Raw genomic sequence first — 16337 nt, forward strand, 5'->3', positions numbered from 1 at the left:
GGGTAATCCTTCGGGTCTGGAGGTTCAGTGACTGGCGCCGACGACGCCAAGATCGGTGAGGAGGTCGCGGCGGAGGGCTTCGTGGCCGGCTGCGTCCCTTGCCGTTCCGACGTCGGGAGAAACGGTGCGGACGGTGGCAACGCGGCCGCTGTCGAGGACAACGATCCGGTCCGCGAGTGCGATGGCCTCGTCCACGTCGTGCGTCACGAGCAGGACAGCCGGCCGGTGGGCGGCAACGAGGTCCCGGAGGAGTCCGTGCATCCTGATCCGGGTGAGGGCGTCGAGGGCGCCGAACGGTTCGTCTGCCAGGAGCAGTTGCGGCTCACGGACCAGCGAGCGGGCCAGTGCCACGCGCTGCTGTTCGCCGCCGGACAGCTCGTGCGGCCAGGACTTCTCACGGCCGGCGAGCCCCACTTCGGCGAGGGCCTTGCGTGCCCGGGCCTCGGCGTCGTGCTCCCGCAGCCCCAGGGTGACGTTGCCCAGCACGCTGTCCCACGGCAGGAGCCGGGAGTCCTGGAACACCACGGACACGCGCTCGGGGACCGTGATCACACCGCTGCCGCGCACGTCGTGGTCCAGCCCGGCGAGTGCCCGCAGCAGGGTGCTCTTGCCGCAGCCGCTGGGACCGAGCAGGGCCACGAACTCGCCCGGCGCAATGTCAAGGTCCACGCCGTTCAGGACGCCTTTGGGGCCAAAGCTGCGGATCAGGTTGCGGACCGCAACTGCGTTGACCGCGCCGGAAGGGGCCACGGCGGAAGGGGCGACGCCGGAAGGGGCGACAGCGGTCAGCCCGCCAGTGTGCGCTGCGGTCAGCCCGCCAGGGTGCGCTGCCATGAGAGGGCCTTTCGTTCGAAGAAGCGGACGGCGCCGTCGGACAGGAGCCCGAGAAGGCCGTAGACGGCGAGTCCGAGGACGATGATGTTGGTCTGGCCATAGGTGCGGGCGAGCTCCATCATGTAGCCGATGCCGCTGGTGGCGTTGATCTGCTCCACCACCACCAGCGACACCCAGGCGCCCGTGACCGCGAAGCGCAGGCCGAGGAAGAAACCGGGGAGGGCGCCGGGGAGGACCACCTTGCGGATGAAGGCGGCGCGGCCAAGGCCCACGGTCTGGGCAAGCTCCACATAGCGCAGGTCGATCCCGCGAAGGCCGGCATGTGTCTGCAGGTAGATCGGGACAAAGACGCCCAGGGTGATGGTGAGGACCTTCATGGTCTCGTCGATGCCGAACCACAGGATGAGCAGCGGAACCAGGGCCAGGCCGGGGATGGCGCGCTTGATCTGCACCGGCCCGTCGATGAGCGCCTCACCCACGCGGCTCAGCCCGGACAGCAGGGCCAGCAGTGCGCCGACGACGATGCCGAAGAACAGCCCCAGCCCTGCCCGCTGGGCGGAGATGGCGAGGTTTTCCTGCAGCCGGCCGTCGGCGAGCAGTTCCCCGGCGGTTGCCACCACCGTCCAAGGCTCGGAGAGGATCCGGGGATCCAGCAGCCCCGTGGCGGATGAGACTATCCAAAGCCCCAGCAGGGCGGAGGGGCCCAGCAGCCAGGCCAGCTGCCGCCGTCGTCCCGGTCCCAGCCGGCGGCCGGTGGGCCGGACATCCTCCCGCGCGGCGAGCGCCGGGTCCAGGTGCGGTTCGACGGCGGGGCGCTCCAGCACAGGGGCGGCGCTCACGCTGCACCGCCCTTGCCCGCCGCAGCGAACGCCGTGCCTGCGATGGCCTCGAAGCGGGTGTCATAGAGGTCAGCCGCCTTCAGTTGGGGCTTCTTCTGCTCCCGCGCCAGCAGGTCGATGGTCTGCTGGTGGCGTTCGACGGCCTCGGTCCAGGACGTGGGAACGTCCCGCTTGCCCGCGGCGTCGATCAGGTACTGCCCGTCCTCGGCGGAAAGTCCCTGGTCCTTGATGTAGTAGCCCTCCAGCCACTCCCTGGGGTGGTCCTCGATCCACCGCTGGGCCTTTCCCCAGGTCTCCACGTACTTGGCCAGGGCGGCGGCCTTAGCGGGATCTGCCAGGACCTTGGCGGGGGAGTACAGGTGTCCCGGATCATCCCGCAGGCCGTGCCGGAGGGTGGTGGCGCCGTCGGCCTTGTACTTGGCGAGGTAGCGCTTGATCTGCACCCCGCCCAGCGGCGCCGCATCCACCTGCTTGCTGGACAGCGCCGAGGAGTAGGCGTCACCGGTGCTGGGGAGCTCCACCAGTTTGACGTCCTCCTGCTTGAGCCCGGCCTTCTCCAGGATCCGCAGGACCAGGGCGCCCTGTGCCTGTCCGGGGCTGTACGCCACCTTCTTGCCGCGCAGGTCCTCCAGCTTGCCGATGCCGGCTCCGGGAGCGACGCCCAGTTCGTAGAGCGGGTGGTTCACGGCGTCCTGGCGGTAGGCGCTCGCGATGATCCGCACGTCCAGGCCGGTCCATGTTGCGTGGATGGGCGGGATGTCCGCCACGGAACCGACGTCCAGGGCGTTGGCCCTGAAGGCCTCCGTGGTCTGCGGGCCGCCGGAGATGTTGGCGAATTCCACGTTGATGCCGTTCAGGTCCTTTATCAGGCCGGACAATTCCAGGGCCACGCGGATGCTGGGGTCGCCTACCTTGATGGTGGTCCCCGCGGGGACTGAGGTGGCGAGCGGGGCAAACGACGCCTGGCTGGCCGGGTTGCCGGCTGTGGCGGTGCCGCCGCAGGCCGTCAGGAGGCCGACGACGGGAATGGCCAGGAGTGCGCCCAGCGCCTTGCGGCGGGTAAACGGCCGGACGGAGGTCGGCTGGGGCGGGGAAAATGCAGGGAAGGTCATGGCATGCCTTTCGAAGGGTGGAATGGCGGGTGACCGGGCGCGGCGAATCGCCCGGTGACCCGGGAAAGCGGGGAGGGATAAAGGAGGGTACCGGCGTCGGGCGAATGCGCCCGACGCGCCGGAACCCTGTGCTGGAGAACCTGTGGAACTGCTGCCGAAGCTAGCGCCGGTCTGCTGCCATTCGGCGGGTCGGAACCATTCGGAAGCTGCGACAGCACGGACCCCACGTGGCGGCGCTGTCCGCGCGGCTGGAGATGTCAGGCATCGGGTCCTCCTTCTCGTATCAGGTGCTGTTTTCATGGGCCTGGCCGGTGCCGTTGAATCACCTAAGCACGCCTGTCCAGGCCTTGGCCAGCAGTACGAAACGGAAGCTCAACAGGACGAAACGGAAGCTCAACAGGACGAAACGGCGCTACTCATTGCGCCATTCGCGGGTCACAACGGGCAACGCGGCGCCATGGTCCGCAATGCGGGTTAATGTGGCTGGAAGGGTTGTGGGACGTTGCTGACAGGAGAAACACATGGATCGCCGGGTCCTCGCCGCGGCAGCCGCGGGAACATGCATCCTGCTGGCTGGCTGCACTGCCGCCCCGGCTCCCGCGCCGGCAACCACGTCCCCTGCACCGGCGACCTCCGCCACGCCTCCCTCCGCTCCGGCGTCCTCCGTCCCCGCAACTGACCCCGCGCCCGCAGCGGCAGCCACCATCGCCGGCACGCCCCAGCCGGTTGCCACAGGCCTCAAGGCTCCGTGGTCGGTGGTCTTCCGCGACGGGACGCCGCTGGTCAGCGAGCGGAACAGCGGGCAGGTCCTGGAACTTTCCCCTGATGGCTCGGCGCGGTCCATCGGGACCGTCCAGGGTGTAGCTGCACGGGGAGAATCAGGGCTGTTGGGCCTTGCCGTTGGCAGCCAGGGCGACCTGTACGTGTATTCGACGGCGGCGGACGGCAACCGGGTCCAGCGGTTTCCGGTCAACGGCGAACCGGGCTCACTGTCGCTGGGGCAGCCGGACACGCTCCTCGAACGCATCCCGTCCGCGAGTATCCACGACGGCGGCCGGATCGCCTTCGGTCCCGACGGCATGCTCTACGTGACGGCCGGTGATACGAGCCGGCGCGACAGCGCCCAGGACCGGGAGTCGCTCGCCGGAAAGATCCTGCGGATGACTCCCGACGGTGGCGTCCCGGCGGACAACCCCTTCCCGGGATCGCTGGTCTACAGCTACGGCCACCGCAACCCGCAGGGCCTGGCGTGGGCGGACGACGGAACCATGTTCGCCACCGAGTTCGGCCAGAACACGTGGGACGAGCTGAACATCATCACCCCCGGCGCCAACTACGGCTGGCCAACGGTGGAGGGCATCGCCGGCAGGCCGGGCTTCGTGGACCCGGTGCAGCAGTGGCAGCCCGGAGCCGCAAGCCCCAGCGGCATGGCCCGTGCGGGCGGAACACTGTTCCTGGCCAACCTGCGCGGACAGGTCCTGCGGTCCGTCCCCGTCTCCAGCCCCGCCACATCCACGGAGCATTTCAGCCGTGAGTACGGCAGGATCCGGGACGTGGCGCTGGCCCCTGACGGCCGGCTGTGGATCCTGACCAACAATACCGACGGCCGCGGCGATCCCCGCCCCGGGGATGACCGGATCCTCGCCGTCGACCTCGAATGGTGAGCCGGCGCCCCGTTAGGTCCGCGCGCCGGCCTGGGCCAGTTCCACGATGTTCTCGGTGGCGGCCCAGGAAGCGAGGAGTTTGAGGGCCTCATCGGAGGGGCTGCCGGGTGTGGCCGGGTAGACGGTCAGCGAATGCCCGGGGTCCTCCTCCAGCCCCAGCACCTGGAAGTTCAGTTCCAGGAGCCCCACCACGGGGTGCTGGAAGAGTTTTGTTCCCGCGTAGTGGCGGCGGACGTTGTGCGCAGCCCAGCGCGTCCGGAACTCGTCGCTGCGCATGGAGAGCTCCCCAATGAGTTCGGCAATCCCCTTGTCGTGCGGATTCCGGCCCGCCTCGCGCCGCAGGATGGCAACATTGGTGTTCGCTGCCCGTTCCCAGTCGATATAGAAGTTGTGGGCCCGGGGATCCAGGAAGATGAACCGCGAGTGGTTCGCGGGCCTGGCCGTGCTGCGGTACATGTCGGAGTACAGCGCGTAGCCCAGGGTGTTGGCGGCCACGATGTCCATCCGGTTATTCCCGATGAATGCCGGCGCGCCGGTGATGGTGTCCAGCAGGAACTGCAGCTCCGGCCGGACCCCTGACGGCACCGGGGGCGCCGCCCGCTTGCGTCCCGACGTGTTGGCTGTCCGGGCGAGGTCGTAGAGGTGGTCGTGCTCGGCGCGGTCCAGCTCCAGTGCGCGGGCGATGGCGTCAAGGACACTGTCCGAGGCACCCGTGAGGTTTCCGCGTTCCAGGCGCGTGTAGTAGTCAACGCTGACGCCGGCAAGCCTGGCCACTTCCTCCCTGCGGAGCCCGGGGACTCGGCGGCGCCCGCCGTAGGGTTCAATTCCTGCCTGCTCGGGCGTGATGCGCCCACGTCGGGTGGACAGGAACTGTCGTACCTCGGCTCGGTTATCCATAAAGGACACGTTACGACGAATCGGAAAGCCGTAAGGAGGGTCTGCCAAAACCCGTTTCAGCGGGGCCCTCGCTCCGCCTTCCGGCGGCCGGTTTGATGGGAACAACCCTTTTCAGCCATCAAGCGGATGGAGCATCAACCCATGCTGCCTACCACTGTGCGGGCGCCGTCAGCGAGCACCGTTCCCGCAACCCTGGTGGCCACGGTCATCTTCCTGACGGCCGTGGCGCCGCTGGCAACGGACATGTATGTTCCGGCCTTTCCCCGCGTTTCGGCGGAGTTCAGCACCACAGCGTCCGCCGTGCAGCTGACCCTGACCACGTTCTTCGCCGGGATGGGGCTGGGACAGCTGGTGGGCGGGCCGTTCAGCGACCAGCGCGGCCGGCGGCTGCCGCTGGTGGCCGGCACCCTGCTGATGACGGCGGCATCGGTTGCGTGTGCCGTTTCACCGGACGTCGGAATCCTGATGCTGGCCCGCTTCGTGCAGGGCTTTGGCGGCGGCTGGGCCATGGTCATCGGCCGAGCCGTCATTGTTGACCTGGCCCACGGTCCACAGCTGGTCCGGGTACTCAACATCGTGATGGGGATCGGCGGTGTTGCGCCCATCATCAGCCCGCTGCTCGGGGCGGTCATCCTGCAACTGACCGGGTGGCGGATGACGTTCTGGACGCTCGCCGCCCTTGGCATCCTCATGACGCTCTGTGCCCTGTTCGTCGTTCCGGAATCGCTCCCGCCGGAGAAGCGCCACCCGGGCGGGCTGGCTGAATTCGGCCGCGCGGCCAAGTCCGTGCTCTCAAACCGCCGTTTTGTTGGCTACGTGGTGGTGGCGTCGTCGGCCTTCATTGCCTTGTTCGCGTATGTGGCGACGTCCGCGTTCATCCTGCAGGGCATGAACAGCCTGTCTCCGGTCATGTATTCGATCGTGTTCGCCGCGAACGCCGGCGGCATGACCATCGCGGCCCTGCTGTCTGCCCGCCTGGCAGGCCGCGTATCAACGAGGAAAGTCATCTTTGTGGGCCAGCTCCTCGCCCTTGCCGCGGGGGTGGCCATGCTCGCCGGGGCGCTGTGGTGGGACACTACGCTGCTGGTGGCCATGGGCTGCTTCTTTGCCCTCATGGTGGCCCAGGGCCTGATCAACACCAACGGCGGCGCCCTCGCCTCGGCGGAGGTACCCGAGCACCCGGGGACCAGCTCGGCGGTCCTGGGACTCGTGCAGTGGACCACCGCCGGAATCGTGGCGCCGATCGCGGGCCTGGGCGGCGAGGACACGGCCATTCCCATGGCGCTGCTGATGATTGGCGGCGCACTGCTGTCCCTGGTGGGACTCCTTGTCCTGGCCCGCCCGCACAACCCCTAAGGGTAGGACTGCCAGAACCAGTTACAACAGGGCCACCGCTACGGACCTCGGAAGCCGGTGTGATGGCATTGCCCGCCTGTACCATTTCAATAATCCCCCAAAACAGACCTCAGGAGACCCATGACCACCGTCAAGGCTTACGCATCCCCGTCCTCGACTGAGGACCTCATTCCCACCACCATCGAACGCCGCGAAGTCGGCCCCAACGACGTCCTGATTGAGATCAAGTTCGCTGGCATCTGCCATTCGGACATCCACACGGTCCGCGGCGACTGGGGCCCGCAGCAGTACCCGCTGGTTCCCGGCCATGAGATCGCGGGCGTCGTCACCCAGGTAGGGCCCGCCGTCACCCGGCACGCCGTGGGCGACCGCGTCGGCGTTGGCTGCATGGTCAACTCCTGCAAGGAGTGCGCCAACTGCCTGAAGGGCGAGGAGCAGTACTGCCTCAAGGGCAACGTCGGCACCTATGGGGCCGTGGACCGCGACGGCACCATCACCCAGGGCGGCTACTCCACCCACGTTGTGGTGACCGAAGACTTCGTGGTCCGGATTCCCGAGGGCATCGAACTCGACGCCGCCGCGCCGCTCCTCTGTGCCGGCATCACCACCTACTCGCCGCTGCGCCACTGGGGTGCGGGACCCGGCAAGAAGGTCGCCGTCGTCGGGCTCGGCGGGCTCGGCCATATGGCCGTCAAGCTTGCCCACGCGATGGGCGCCGAGGTGACCGTGCTGTCCCAGTCGCTCAAGAAGCAGGAGGACGGCCTGAAACTGGGCGCCGACCACTACTACGCCACCAGCGATGAAAACACCTTCGCCGACCTGGCCGGCAGCTTCGACCTGATCATCAACACCGTCAGCGCCTCAATCGACATCAGCTCCTACCTGCAGCTGCTGACCCTCGACGGTGCGCTGGTGAACGTCGGCGCCCCCGCCGAACCGCTCCCGGTCAACGCATTCGCGCTCATCACGGGCCGCCGCTCCTTCGCCGGTTCCATGATCGGCGGCATCCGCGAAACGCAGGAGATGCTGGACTTCTGCGCCGAGCACGGCCTCGGCGCGGAGATCGAGGTCATCCCCGCGGAGAAGATCAATGAGGCCTACGAGCGCGTCCTCGCCTCGGACGTCCGCTACCGCTTCGTGATCGACACCGCCACCCTCTAACAACGCAACGCGTTCGACGGCGGCCGGTCCCGGAAAGGGGCCGGCCGCCGTCGTGCGTGCGGGCGCCTTCTCCGGCAATCCCGTGCCAGGGACGCAACGAATAACCGGCATGAACTACTACACCCCGGCGGCGCAGGACCGGGCCCGGGACGCCGCATCCGATGCCATCGATAAAGTGCTCAACGGCATGTCCGAACCGTTGAGCAGGCACGCCCTGAACGCGCGCTGGAAGAAGGCGTGCGAAGCCATGGACAGGTACCTGGAAGCGCAGGACACGGGCGAGGAATAGGCCCCGCTCCGGTCAGGGCCGCAGGGCTGCGAGGATTTTCGCCGCCGGGCCATCGACCGTGTGCTTAAAACCCGTTCCGGCCCACAGGCTCATGTATTCCGGATCCCCGGCAGCCGATGCTGCCGCGCGCAGGGGAGCGGTGAGGTGGTGGATCTCCGGGTATCCGTAAGGGGCGTCACCGTCATGCCGGCGCATGAATTCGTTGTGCAGCCCGCGTGCGTTCCGTCCCGAGAAGGACCGGGTGACCGAGGTGGCGGTGAAGCGGCCGGAGGCCAGGGCCATCCGGTGCGGTGCCTTCGTTCCCGCCTCGTCCGCACGCAGGAAGGCTGTTCCGGCCTGGACCGCCACAGCTCCGCGGGCGAGGGCGGCCTGTGTGTCGGCAGCGGTGGTGATTCCGCCGGCTGCTATCAGTGGGACCCGGAGATCCGCCAACTCCTCAAGCAGTCCGTGCAGGGACTCATTTTCCGGCCGCCGCGCGGGGTCGAAGGTGCCGCGGTGTCCGCCGGCCTCGGGTCCCTGGACGCAGAGCGCGTCAACGCCTGCGTCCACTGCCCGGAGTGCTTCAGGCCGCGAGGTTACTGTGCTGATGACGTAGACGCCCCGCTGACGCAGGGCGGCCACCACGGCTGGGTCCGGAAGATCGAAAGTGAAGGAGGCGACGGCGGGCGCCTCCTTCAGCAGGACGTCCAACTTGGCGTCCCATTCGTCGTCGTCGTGGCGCGGATCGCCCAGGGCGGCGCCCAGGCGTTCCGCCTCCGGCGCCAGGGAACGGGCGTACTGGTCCAGTGCCTGGGGGCTGATCATCGAGGGCTGCGGGACGAACACGTTGACGCCGAAGGGGCTATCGGTCAGCCGACGGGTGGCCTCGATCTCCGCCTTCACGGCTGAGGCGGTCTTGTAGCCCGCTGCAAGGAAGCCCAGTCCTCCTGCCGTGCTTACCGCAGCCGCCAGTTCCGGCGTTGACGGACCGCCGGCCATCGGCGCCTGGACCACGGGCGCCGGCAGGGAGGAGATATTGAATAGGGGCTTGTTGGTGGCGGGAGAATCCAAGATGTCAGGCCGCTTTCTGGCTGGGGGTCAGTACAGGAAAATGCTGATCCACTCGCGGTTGTGCGCGTGGATCAGCACCAGGAACAGGACAAAGTCGAATAGCAGGTGGACGCTCACAATGTAGGACAGCGACTTGGTGACCGTGAACAGCCGGGCCTGCAGCAGGGCAAACGGGAAGATGAAGAAGGGCGCCCAGGAGTGGAAGCCCAGCTCCCACAGGAAGGACGTGAACAGAACGGCCTGCAGCAGGTTTGCCTGCCAGTCCGGGAGGTGCCGGCGCAGCAGGGTGAACGCGGTGCAGATGAAGAAGAGCTCGTCCCAGATGCCCAGCACGTTCGTCCCCAGGAAGAGACGGACGATGCCGTCAGGGTCGCTCACTGCCGGCCAGTTGTTGTAGACGCCGGTGCGGATCATGTACACGGGCATCAGGGCATAGCCGATCACCAGGACAGCAGGCAGGTACCATTTTTCGGCGCGCGTCCACGGCGTTCCGGTCCTGATCGGGAACCGGATGGCGTGGTCCTTGGTGACGAACCGCGAGACAGTGTAGGGAATGCCGACGGCCAGGACCATGGCCGTTCCCATCACCACCATGTGCTCGGTGCTGATATCCGTGGTGATGGGGACCAGGCTCATGGCCGTCAGTCCAACTCCGATCAGGGCAAGGTCAACCAGCAGGCGGCGGCTGATGAAGCCGGCCACCGCCAGCGCGGCGGCCAAAAGCAGGAAACCCGAAAGGCGGTCCTGCCACGCGAAGAGCAGGAAGCCCGACGCCGACACAAGGGCCGCCGGGAGCAAGGAAAGTGATGCCGCGGCCGGCTGTCCAGTGCCCGCCATGGCGGTGTCGGCTTGCGCTTGTGGTTGCTGCCTCATGGTTACCTTTGTTGCTCGGGCGGCGCTCCGGCCTGGATGCCACACAGTCTACTTGCCGCCCACCAGAGCAGGGAAAGGCCAGCGTCAACCCCTCGCCGGGCGGGCGGTTAACGCAAGCGGACGACGGCGGGAGGTCCCGGCGTCGTCCGCTTGCGTCTTGGTGTGGCCGCCTAGGCGGAGGCCAGCGCCTTGCCCTCGCCGCGCAGGCTCAGGGTGAAGGTGTTGGGGCCGCTGCAGGTGACGGCGACGCGGCAGGTGGTGGTGTTGTGCCGCGCGGAAAGGTCGCTGACCGCGGAGTCAAGGGTGTGGTGGAGCGTGGACCGGTCCCAGATTTTGAGGGTCACGGAGTCATTGGCATCGAACGTCATTATTCAACTTCCATTTCTTGCGGTTGGCGGCCTGGAGCTTCATTGCCCGGGCCGTGTCCTCGTCTATGAGGACGGACTGCAGGTGGGAAAGCGCATTCCCGTACTTCAATAGTGGCGGCTGCCGAAAGGGTTGGCAACCGAATCCGGGCCGATGTGACCAAGCACACCGGCCGCCGGCGGGCTGCGGTCTTCTTTGGGTGCAGGCCCGGCCGACATCTTCCATAGTGCCCAGCCGGCAGCATTGCCCTCAACATTGTTGCCAGTGAATCTCATCACGTCCGCCGGCGCAGGCCGATGCCCGCGCCGGGGTGTTAGGCGTCGAAGTAGGTCTTGATTTCCTTCTCGCCGGAGATGGAGGCGATGACCGCCGCCGCCACTTCGCGGAGCTTGATGTTGCGCGTGCTGGAGGCCTTGGTGAGGATTTCGAACGCCGTTTCCCGGCTGCACCGGTTCTCGGCCATGACGGCTCCGACGGCCATGTCGATGATGGTGCGCGACTGCAGGGCGGTGGAGAGGTCGGCTTTCGCCTCGCTGAGTTGTGTGATGCGAAGGACCAGCCTCAGCGATCCCGCTGCCTGGCGGGCAAAGGACTCCACCGTGGAGATGTCTTCAGCTGAAAAGCCGTCGCTGCGGCCTGAGTAGAGATTCAGGACGGCGTCGGCATCACCGGCCAAATCCAGCGGCACGGCCAGGATGGAGCCGACTCCCTCTGCCCGGGCCACTTTCACGTACGGGGCCCAGCGGTGCTCGCCCGCCAGGTCTTGGACCAGCAGCGGACTTTTTGTGCGCAGGGCCGTAAGGCAGGGGCCGTCACCGAAACCGTTCTGCAGTTCGTCCAAGGCACGCGCTTCGGCGTCACTGCTGGCCACCGCTTTGGGTCTTTTGTGGCGGATTACAGTGACTCCGGCGTGGACCTTGCTGCCTGGCATGGACAGCCGGTCAGCGGCAACCACGGCAAGGTCGGTGAGAAAGCCGGCGATGTCCTGGCTGTCCAGGACCAGTTCCTGCAGCGTTATGTCTATTTCCGCAGAATTCGGCGTGACGGGAGTACCGCCCGCCCCGTTCGCGTGGGTTGTCATGAAGCATCACCATCTGTCAGTTCCGTCATCGCCGTGGCAATCAAGCCCACTTGCGCGGCCCCTCTGCGCTCTTCGGCTGCCCGGTCCGGTTTTTCGGGTCCCCCGGCCCCAAGGGGGTTCATCCCTTACCCTCCGTCGCCGTGCCTCGTTGGGAGATCTGCTCCCTGCACGATGTCGTGGGCGATTTCGTGAATCTTGCGGTTGCTGGACTTCGCAGCCATGCGGAGGAGTTCCAGGGCACCGTCCCGCCCGCCCCTGTGCTGAAGCATTATCAGGGACACGGCAGCATCGACGATTGCCCTCGATTTGAGCGCCGCCCTGAGGTGCTCGGGGTGGACCTCCACCCCGTGCAGGCGCATTGCTATCCGGAGGACCCTGGACATGGACGCTGCATGCTGCTCCAGGAGGACCACTGTTTCCTCATCGAATGCACTGGCCGTCCCTGCATAGCAGTTCAAGCTCGCCCGGGATGACCTTCCTGTGGGGATGGGGACAGCGAGGACGGAGCGGACGCCCTCCTGGAGTGCCGCCTCTGCGTAGCCACTCCAGCGCTCGTCGCCCAAGAGGTCCGGAACCCACACCAGGCGCTGGTGCCGGGCCGCGGAGAGGCAGGGGCCCTCGCCGAACGAATACTGGGTTTCATCCAGCCGCCGGCCCTCTTCGCTGCTGCTGGCGACCGTTGACAATCCGCCGTCGCGCTCAACGGTGATGGTGCATGTGACCGGGCCGTCGGCACCCGCCATGGATGCGGAAAGGGTGGCCAGTCCCAGGAGGAATTCAGGGAAACCTGGACTTTCGAGCAGCAGGTCCTGCATCTGGTCCGACGTAGTGAGTGTGCTTTCCTTGGCCATCAGGCCTCGATCTCCCTGGGTGCACCAGAAGCCTGGCCTCTGGCTGGCGGCCGCTGCTCTCTACGCTGGCTGGCCCGAGTATTCAACCTCCGGATGGTTTCTGTCCCGAAAATCTCCTACTACCGACATTACGCCCCTGCAGGGGCTATTGATATGCGGCCGCCCAGTGGAGCTACTCGTCCCGGTCCGGCTGCCGGCTGGTGCTGTCTTCGCTGCCGGGTTGCCCCTCGCCTACGGAATCGGGAACACCGGAATGGGGGCCGCTGGAATCGGGGCCGCTGTCGAAGTCGTCAGAGTAGGGTGCGCGCGGCCGCGGGAGATCGTCAATCAGCTCGTTTGCCGCCAGCGCCAGCAGGTCGCGCTGGACCGGGGGCAGGGAGAGGAGCCCTTGAAGATAGGCTTCCACCTCATATTCCCCTGCGTCTCCCGACAGGCTGAAGTATTTCAGCCACAGTTCTGATGCCGGGATATCCGCTGCCTTCATGGCTGCCCGGAGCCGGCGCCGCTGTTCCGGTTCGTTGGGATCAAAGCCCATTGCAGGTCCTAGGCCCCGGGAGGCAGCGTCCCGGCGAGGACGCGTTCGCTGACGTGCTGCAATGCTGTGTTCTCGTTGCGGGCAAATTTCATCAGCTGCTGCAGGGCGGCTTCATGGGTTAGGCCCAACCGCTCCATCAGCGCTCCGCAGGCACGGTTCACCAGGTCCCGGGTGTAGAGGGATGCCTGCAGGCCCTCGGTCATTCGGTGCGGGGCTTCGCTGGCCTGGATGTGGGCGAGCAAGGTGGCCGCCGGGGCCGCGAAGAGCTGGAGCAGGGCCGCGCTGGATTCGTCATAGACGCCGGGAGCGGCGGCGTACAACTTAAGTGCGCCAAGGGATTCGCGGCCGGCAATCAGGGGTGCGCTGACCACTGACGTTATGGGCAGGCCCCTGACGGCCTTCCGCCACTCAGGCCACCGCTGCTCACGCGCCAGGTCACTGACCAGCATGGGTTCCTCTGCCGCCCACGCGGTCAGGCAGGGTCCTTCGCCGCACTCGTATTGGATGGCATCGGCCTTGCTCACAATCCCGTCGGTGTACCCGCTGCTGGTGCGGCGCCCGCGGGCGTCCATGAGCGAGACGCCGGCCCCAATGGTGCCGGCAACCGACTCCTTGGCGGCCTGCGCCAGGAGCCGGACAGCCGTGGTGGCCTTTTCCTCCGTCAGCAGCAGCCCCTGAATCCGAGCAACGAGAGTGCTGAGCTCGTCAAGGGGAAGTTGCTGCGCCATAGTCTCAGCATAGGGCCAAGCCCCGGAGGTCTTCCCTTCCCGCATCGGGAATTTCCCGCGGCCGGGCCCGCCCAAACGTCGGCTGTGGTCCGCACAGCGCGGGGTTCCCGCGATGGGGGCGGCGTACCCGCAGCCCATCAGCAGGCGGGACAGTAAGATGGGCCCATGTCGAGTTCACCGGATAGAGAACAGATCGAAGAGCTTCAGAGCATTCTGGTGGGCGCAGACAACGTTGTTGAGTTCCTGACCGGACTCGCCGGGCTTGCTGCAGCATCTGTTTCCGACGTTGCGGGCGACCACATTGAATGTGCAGTCACCCTGAAACTGCGGCGAAAGCCCACTACTGTCGCCGGCAGCAGCCAGCGCGCAGTCGAACTGGACCAGGTTGAACAGTCCGTGGGGGACGGTCCGTGCATCAAAGCGCTGCGGGAGATGTCCCCGGTGATCGTGGACGATGTTGCCACGGATCCCCGGTGGCCGGAGCTGACCCGACAGTTGGCAGAAGCAAACGTCCGCAGTTCCCTGGGGGTGCCGCTGGAGATCAGCAACGAGGCCAGCGTTGCCTTGAATTTCTTTGCGTCGAAGCCGGGCATGTTCACCGCCAATGTTTACGAAAAGGCCCTGGGCTTCGCTGCAGCCGCGCACAACACGCTCCATCTGTCGGTCCGCCTCGATACTGCGCAAAGCCGCGCGGACAACCTGGAGGCGGCCATGCAAAGCAGGACCGCCATCAATCTGGCATGCGGAGTCATCATGGCCCAGAACAGGTGCTCCCAGGCAGAAGCGATGGACATCCTCACCAAGGTTTCCAGCAACCGCAACAGGAAGTTGCGGGACGTCGCAGCGGAACTGATCGAACAACTGACCGGTGACAGCGTCCAGACGCACTTCGACGCATAAGGAAGGGCTGCCCTGCCGTCCGGATCCTCAGGCCGCACGCAGGACGGATACGCTGCAGCCCGTCCCGGACCTGCGGATGTCCCAGCAGTTGCCGCTGCCGAGCACCTCAAAGCCGTCATCCCCCGGTGCAGCCAGGACCAGGGCTGTGTTCTCATCGATGGCTACAGCCCTGTCCACCAGGCCCCCGGCCACGGCACCCACAGCCCGGCTGAGCGTGCCCGCCTGGGCCGCATGCACATCCACGGCGAACGGGGCCAGGCCCAGTCCGCCCCGGATCTCGACGTCCGCCAGGCCCTCTGAGCATTCCCCGCCACAGACTTCTATGCCGCGAATGACGTGACCCCCTATCAGTGCCCTCCGGGGCGCCACCATGGCCCCTGCGGAAAAGCCGAGGTACGGCGTACCGGCACCAATCACCCGTGAGATGGCGGCCGCAGAGGTGCTGAGCCCGTCCCAGTACGCCGGCGTCAGCCCGCCGCCCACCACCACGCCGTGGACGCCGTGAAACACGGCCGGATCCGCCGGACAATCCGAAGTGAGCAGGACCGGCACCAGCGCAATCGGTGCGCGGGCCAGGAGCGGTTCCGCGTACTCCCGCAGGGCTTCCTCAGGGTTCCCGCCGCGGTGGTGCACCGCCACGGCAATCCGGACGGGACGTTCCCCGCCGCTGTGTTCCTGGACGTCGCGGACGAAGCGGTCGAACAGTTCAGGGAAGGCTGCAGGGTCCGGACCGGCGCCCGCCAGAAAGATGCTCATGGGCTTCAAGCTACCGGGAAGCGGGGCCTTTGCGGCGGAAGGGTGGAAAGGCTATCGGCGCCCATTGACACCGGGGCCGCGCGGGACTATCGTACAACCAAATGGTTGTATATCAGTCCAGCGAAACCGAACTTGACCGCCTGTTCCAGGCGCTCGCCGACAGCACCCGGCGCGATATTGTGCGCCGGGTGACGGTGGGGGAGTATTCGGTATCCGGCCTCGCTGGCCTGTACGCCATGAGCTTCGCCGCAGTCCAGAAGCACGTTGCGGTGTTGGAGCGCGCATCCCTGGTGACCAAGGAAAAGCGCGGAAGGGAGCAGATTGTGCGGGGTAACCATGAAGGCCTGCAAAAAGCCCGGCGGCTGCTCGACGAGTATGAGGCGATCTGGCGGCAGCGCGTCGACCGGATCGCAGACATCCTGGCTGAAGGATAGGAAGGTTGCGCAATGCCTGTTATCAGTTCCACCAAGAATCTCGAGGCCCTCAGCCTCACCCTCGTAGCGGAGTTCGACGCCGGCGTCGAGCGCGTCTGGCAGGTCTGGGAAGACCCGCGCCAGCTGGAGCGCTGGTGGGGTCCGCCCAACTATCCGGCCACGTTTGACCGGTTCGACTTCCAGCCCGGCGGGAAGGCCGACTATTACATGACCACCCCCGAAGGTGAGAAGCCCCGAGGCTGGTGGAAATTCAGGACCATCGAGCCGCCGCGCAAGCTCGAATTCGATGACGGCTTCGCTGACGAAACCGGAGCGCCCTTGGACGCCATGGGCAGTGCCCACGCCGCTGTTGGCCTGGAGGACATCGGCGGCCGCACCCGCATGACCATCATGTCCACCTTCGATTCCGAAGAGCAGATGGAAGAGATGGTCAAGATGGGCATGGAAGAGGGCATGAAGGAGGCTTTAGGCCAGATCGACGCGATCCTGGCCGAGCACGCCAACGCCTGACCCGCTCAGCCTCACGGCACCAGGGAAAGCGTACGACGACGGGACGTCCCGCCGTCGTACGCTTTCCTTTGTCCGCGGGCTGGCTGCGCCGGGCAGGCGTT

Annotated in this window: 19 protein-coding genes; 7 read left to right on the forward strand and 12 right to left on the reverse strand. The window is 66.8% G+C overall.

Annotation, left to right across the window (positions count from 1 at the left end):
- Positions 1 to 24: 24 nt before the first annotated feature.
- Genes Q9R30_RS11665 through Q9R30_RS11675 form a run of 3 tightly spaced genes read right to left on the reverse strand, consistent with a single transcriptional unit; the run spans position 25 to position 2785 of the window.
- Positions 25 to 834, reverse strand: a complete 810-nt coding sequence (locus tag Q9R30_RS11665) for an ABC transporter ATP-binding protein (protein WP_311217680.1) — start codon at positions 832 to 834, stop codon at positions 25 to 27.
- Positions 810 to 1673, reverse strand: coding sequence for an ABC transporter permease (locus Q9R30_RS11670; protein ID WP_311217681.1), 864 nt, complete (start codon positions 1671 to 1673; stop codon positions 810 to 812). Before Q9R30_RS11670 ends, Q9R30_RS11665 begins: the two co-directional genes overlap by 25 nt.
- Positions 1670 to 2785 (reverse strand): ABC transporter substrate-binding protein, encoded by a 1116-nt coding sequence (locus tag Q9R30_RS11675; RefSeq protein ID WP_311217682.1) that lies wholly within the window; start codon positions 2783 to 2785, stop codon positions 1670 to 1672. Before Q9R30_RS11675 ends, Q9R30_RS11670 begins: the two co-directional genes overlap by 4 nt.
- Before the next feature lie 521 nt (positions 2786 to 3306).
- Here Q9R30_RS11675 and Q9R30_RS11680 point away from each other — a divergent pair.
- Positions 3307 to 4449, forward strand: coding sequence for a PQQ-dependent sugar dehydrogenase (locus Q9R30_RS11680; protein ID WP_311217683.1), 1143 nt, complete (start codon positions 3307 to 3309; stop codon positions 4447 to 4449).
- Between the two features lie 12 nt (positions 4450 to 4461).
- Here the strand turns inward: Q9R30_RS11680 and Q9R30_RS11685 are convergent, their stop codons facing one another.
- Positions 4462 to 5346 carry a helix-turn-helix transcriptional regulator gene (locus Q9R30_RS11685; protein ID WP_311217684.1) on the reverse strand — a complete coding sequence of 295 codons (885 nt, stop codon included), beginning with the start codon at positions 5344 to 5346 and terminating at the stop codon, positions 4462 to 4464.
- 141 nt (positions 5347 to 5487) lie between these two features.
- Here Q9R30_RS11685 and Q9R30_RS11690 point away from each other — a divergent pair, with 141 nt between their 5' ends.
- The 3 genes from Q9R30_RS11690 (at position 5488) to Q9R30_RS11700 (ending at position 8152) form a co-directional block, all read left to right on the forward strand.
- A complete protein-coding gene (locus Q9R30_RS11690; RefSeq protein WP_311217685.1) occupies positions 5488 to 6702 on the forward strand; it encodes a multidrug effflux MFS transporter in 1215 nt (404 codons plus the stop codon).
- A gap of 120 nt (positions 6703 to 6822) precedes the next feature.
- Entirely contained in the window at positions 6823 to 7863 is a 1041-nt protein-coding gene (locus tag Q9R30_RS11695) for an NAD(P)-dependent alcohol dehydrogenase (RefSeq protein WP_104999096.1), read from the forward strand.
- A 109-nt stretch (positions 7864 to 7972) separates the two neighbouring features.
- On the forward strand, positions 7973 to 8152 hold the full coding sequence (locus tag Q9R30_RS11700) for a hypothetical protein (RefSeq protein ID WP_104999095.1): 180 nt from the start codon (positions 7973 to 7975) through the stop codon (positions 8150 to 8152).
- 12 nt (positions 8153 to 8164) lie between these two features.
- Here the strand turns inward: Q9R30_RS11700 and Q9R30_RS11705 are convergent, their stop codons facing one another.
- The 7 genes from Q9R30_RS11705 to Q9R30_RS11735 all read right to left on the reverse strand — a co-directional run bounded on the left by Q9R30_RS11705 (position 8165) and on the right by Q9R30_RS11735 (position 13636).
- On the reverse strand, positions 8165 to 9202 hold the full coding sequence (locus tag Q9R30_RS11705; protein WP_104999094.1) for a nitronate monooxygenase: 1038 nt from the start codon (positions 9200 to 9202) through the stop codon (positions 8165 to 8167).
- A gap of 27 nt (positions 9203 to 9229) precedes the next feature.
- Positions 9230 to 10039 (reverse strand): type II CAAX prenyl endopeptidase Rce1 family protein, encoded by an 810-nt coding sequence (locus Q9R30_RS11710; RefSeq protein WP_311217725.1) that lies wholly within the window; start codon positions 10037 to 10039, stop codon positions 9230 to 9232.
- A gap of 206 nt (positions 10040 to 10245) precedes the next feature.
- A complete protein-coding gene (locus Q9R30_RS11715; protein WP_157240975.1) occupies positions 10246 to 10443 on the reverse strand; it encodes a hypothetical protein in 198 nt (65 codons plus the stop codon).
- 311 nt (positions 10444 to 10754) lie between these two features.
- Positions 10755 to 11522 carry a GAF and ANTAR domain-containing protein gene (locus Q9R30_RS11720; RefSeq protein WP_311217686.1) on the reverse strand — a complete coding sequence of 256 codons (768 nt, stop codon included), beginning with the start codon at positions 11520 to 11522 and terminating at the stop codon, positions 10755 to 10757.
- A gap of 125 nt (positions 11523 to 11647) precedes the next feature.
- Complete coding sequence (locus Q9R30_RS11725) at positions 11648 to 12373, reverse strand: GAF and ANTAR domain-containing protein (protein WP_104999091.1); 726 nt, start codon at positions 12371 to 12373, stop codon at positions 11648 to 11650.
- Positions 12374 to 12545: 172 nt separating this feature from the next.
- Positions 12546 to 12908 carry a hypothetical protein gene (locus Q9R30_RS11730; protein WP_311217687.1) on the reverse strand — a complete coding sequence of 121 codons (363 nt, stop codon included), beginning with the start codon at positions 12906 to 12908 and terminating at the stop codon, positions 12546 to 12548.
- An 8-nt stretch (positions 12909 to 12916) separates the two neighbouring features.
- Positions 12917 to 13636: a GAF and ANTAR domain-containing protein gene (locus Q9R30_RS11735; RefSeq protein ID WP_311217688.1), complete on the reverse strand. Its 720-nt coding sequence runs from the start codon at positions 13634 to 13636 to the stop codon at positions 12917 to 12919.
- 165 nt (positions 13637 to 13801) lie between these two features.
- Between Q9R30_RS11735 and Q9R30_RS11740 the strand changes: the two genes are divergently transcribed.
- Positions 13802 to 14536 carry an ANTAR domain-containing protein gene (locus Q9R30_RS11740; protein WP_104999089.1) on the forward strand — a complete coding sequence of 245 codons (735 nt, stop codon included), beginning with the start codon at positions 13802 to 13804 and terminating at the stop codon, positions 14534 to 14536.
- A 27-nt stretch (positions 14537 to 14563) separates the two neighbouring features.
- On the opposite strand, the gene Q9R30_RS11745 is transcribed toward Q9R30_RS11740, so the two are convergent.
- Positions 14564 to 15292, reverse strand: coding sequence for a hypothetical protein (locus Q9R30_RS11745; RefSeq protein ID WP_104999088.1), 729 nt, complete (start codon positions 15290 to 15292; stop codon positions 14564 to 14566).
- Between the two features lie 101 nt (positions 15293 to 15393).
- Between Q9R30_RS11745 and Q9R30_RS11750 the strand changes: the two genes are divergently transcribed.
- Both Q9R30_RS11750 and Q9R30_RS11755 read left to right on the forward strand, forming a co-directional pair.
- Complete coding sequence (locus Q9R30_RS11750) at positions 15394 to 15726, forward strand: metalloregulator ArsR/SmtB family transcription factor (protein WP_311217689.1); 333 nt, start codon at positions 15394 to 15396, stop codon at positions 15724 to 15726.
- A 12-nt stretch (positions 15727 to 15738) separates the two neighbouring features.
- A complete protein-coding gene (locus tag Q9R30_RS11755; RefSeq protein ID WP_104999086.1) occupies positions 15739 to 16236 on the forward strand; it encodes an SRPBCC domain-containing protein in 498 nt (165 codons plus the stop codon).
- Positions 16237 to 16337 lie beyond the last annotated feature (101 nt).

The sequence above is a fragment of the Arthrobacter sp. AB6 genome, assembly GCF_031844545.1.
In the GTDB taxonomy this organism is placed as follows: Bacteria; Actinomycetota; Actinomycetes; order Actinomycetales; family Micrococcaceae; genus Arthrobacter.

Bases quoted from the DNA above. Each gene is read 5' to 3' on its own strand.
- Q9R30_RS11665 (WP_311217680.1), bottom strand. From the start codon at position 834: ATGGCAGCGCACCCTGGCGGGCTGACCGCAGCGCACACTGGCGGGCTG.
- Q9R30_RS11675 (WP_311217682.1), bottom strand. From the start codon at position 2,785: ATGACCTTCCCTGCATTTTCCCCGCCCCAGCCGACCTCCGTCCGGCCG.
- Q9R30_RS11680 (WP_311217683.1), top strand. From the start codon at position 3,307: ATGGATCGCCGGGTCCTCGCCGCGGCAGCCGCGGGAACATGCATCCTG.
- Q9R30_RS11685 (WP_311217684.1), bottom strand. From the start codon at position 5,346: ATGGATAACCGAGCCGAGGTACGACAGTTCCTGTCCACCCGACGTGGG.
- Q9R30_RS11690 (WP_311217685.1), top strand. From the start codon at position 5,488: ATGCTGCCTACCACTGTGCGGGCGCCGTCAGCGAGCACCGTTCCCGCA.
- Q9R30_RS11695 (WP_104999096.1), top strand. From the start codon at position 6,823: ATGACCACCGTCAAGGCTTACGCATCCCCGTCCTCGACTGAGGACCTC.
- Q9R30_RS11700 (WP_104999095.1), top strand. From the start codon at position 7,973: ATGAACTACTACACCCCGGCGGCGCAGGACCGGGCCCGGGACGCCGCA.
- Q9R30_RS11710 (WP_311217725.1), bottom strand. From the start codon at position 10,039: ATGGCGGGCACTGGACAGCCGGCCGCGGCATCACTTTCCTTGCTCCCG.
- Q9R30_RS11715 (WP_157240975.1), bottom strand. From the start codon at position 10,443: ATGACGTTCGATGCCAATGACTCCGTGACCCTCAAAATCTGGGACCGG.
- Q9R30_RS11720 (WP_311217686.1), bottom strand. From the start codon at position 11,522: ATGACAACCCACGCGAACGGGGCGGGCGGTACTCCCGTCACGCCGAAT.
- Q9R30_RS11725 (WP_104999091.1), bottom strand. From the start codon at position 12,373: ATGGCCAAGGAAAGCACACTCACTACGTCGGACCAGATGCAGGACCTG.
- Q9R30_RS11730 (WP_311217687.1), bottom strand. From the start codon at position 12,908: ATGGGCTTTGATCCCAACGAACCGGAACAGCGGCGCCGGCTCCGGGCA.
- Q9R30_RS11735 (WP_311217688.1), bottom strand. From the start codon at position 13,636: ATGGCGCAGCAACTTCCCCTTGACGAGCTCAGCACTCTCGTTGCTCGG.
- Q9R30_RS11740 (WP_104999089.1), top strand. From the start codon at position 13,802: ATGTCGAGTTCACCGGATAGAGAACAGATCGAAGAGCTTCAGAGCATT.
- Q9R30_RS11745 (WP_104999088.1), bottom strand. From the start codon at position 15,292: ATGAGCATCTTTCTGGCGGGCGCCGGTCCGGACCCTGCAGCCTTCCCT.
- Q9R30_RS11750 (WP_311217689.1), top strand. From the start codon at position 15,394: ATGGTTGTATATCAGTCCAGCGAAACCGAACTTGACCGCCTGTTCCAG.
- Q9R30_RS11755 (WP_104999086.1), top strand. From the start codon at position 15,739: ATGCCTGTTATCAGTTCCACCAAGAATCTCGAGGCCCTCAGCCTCACC.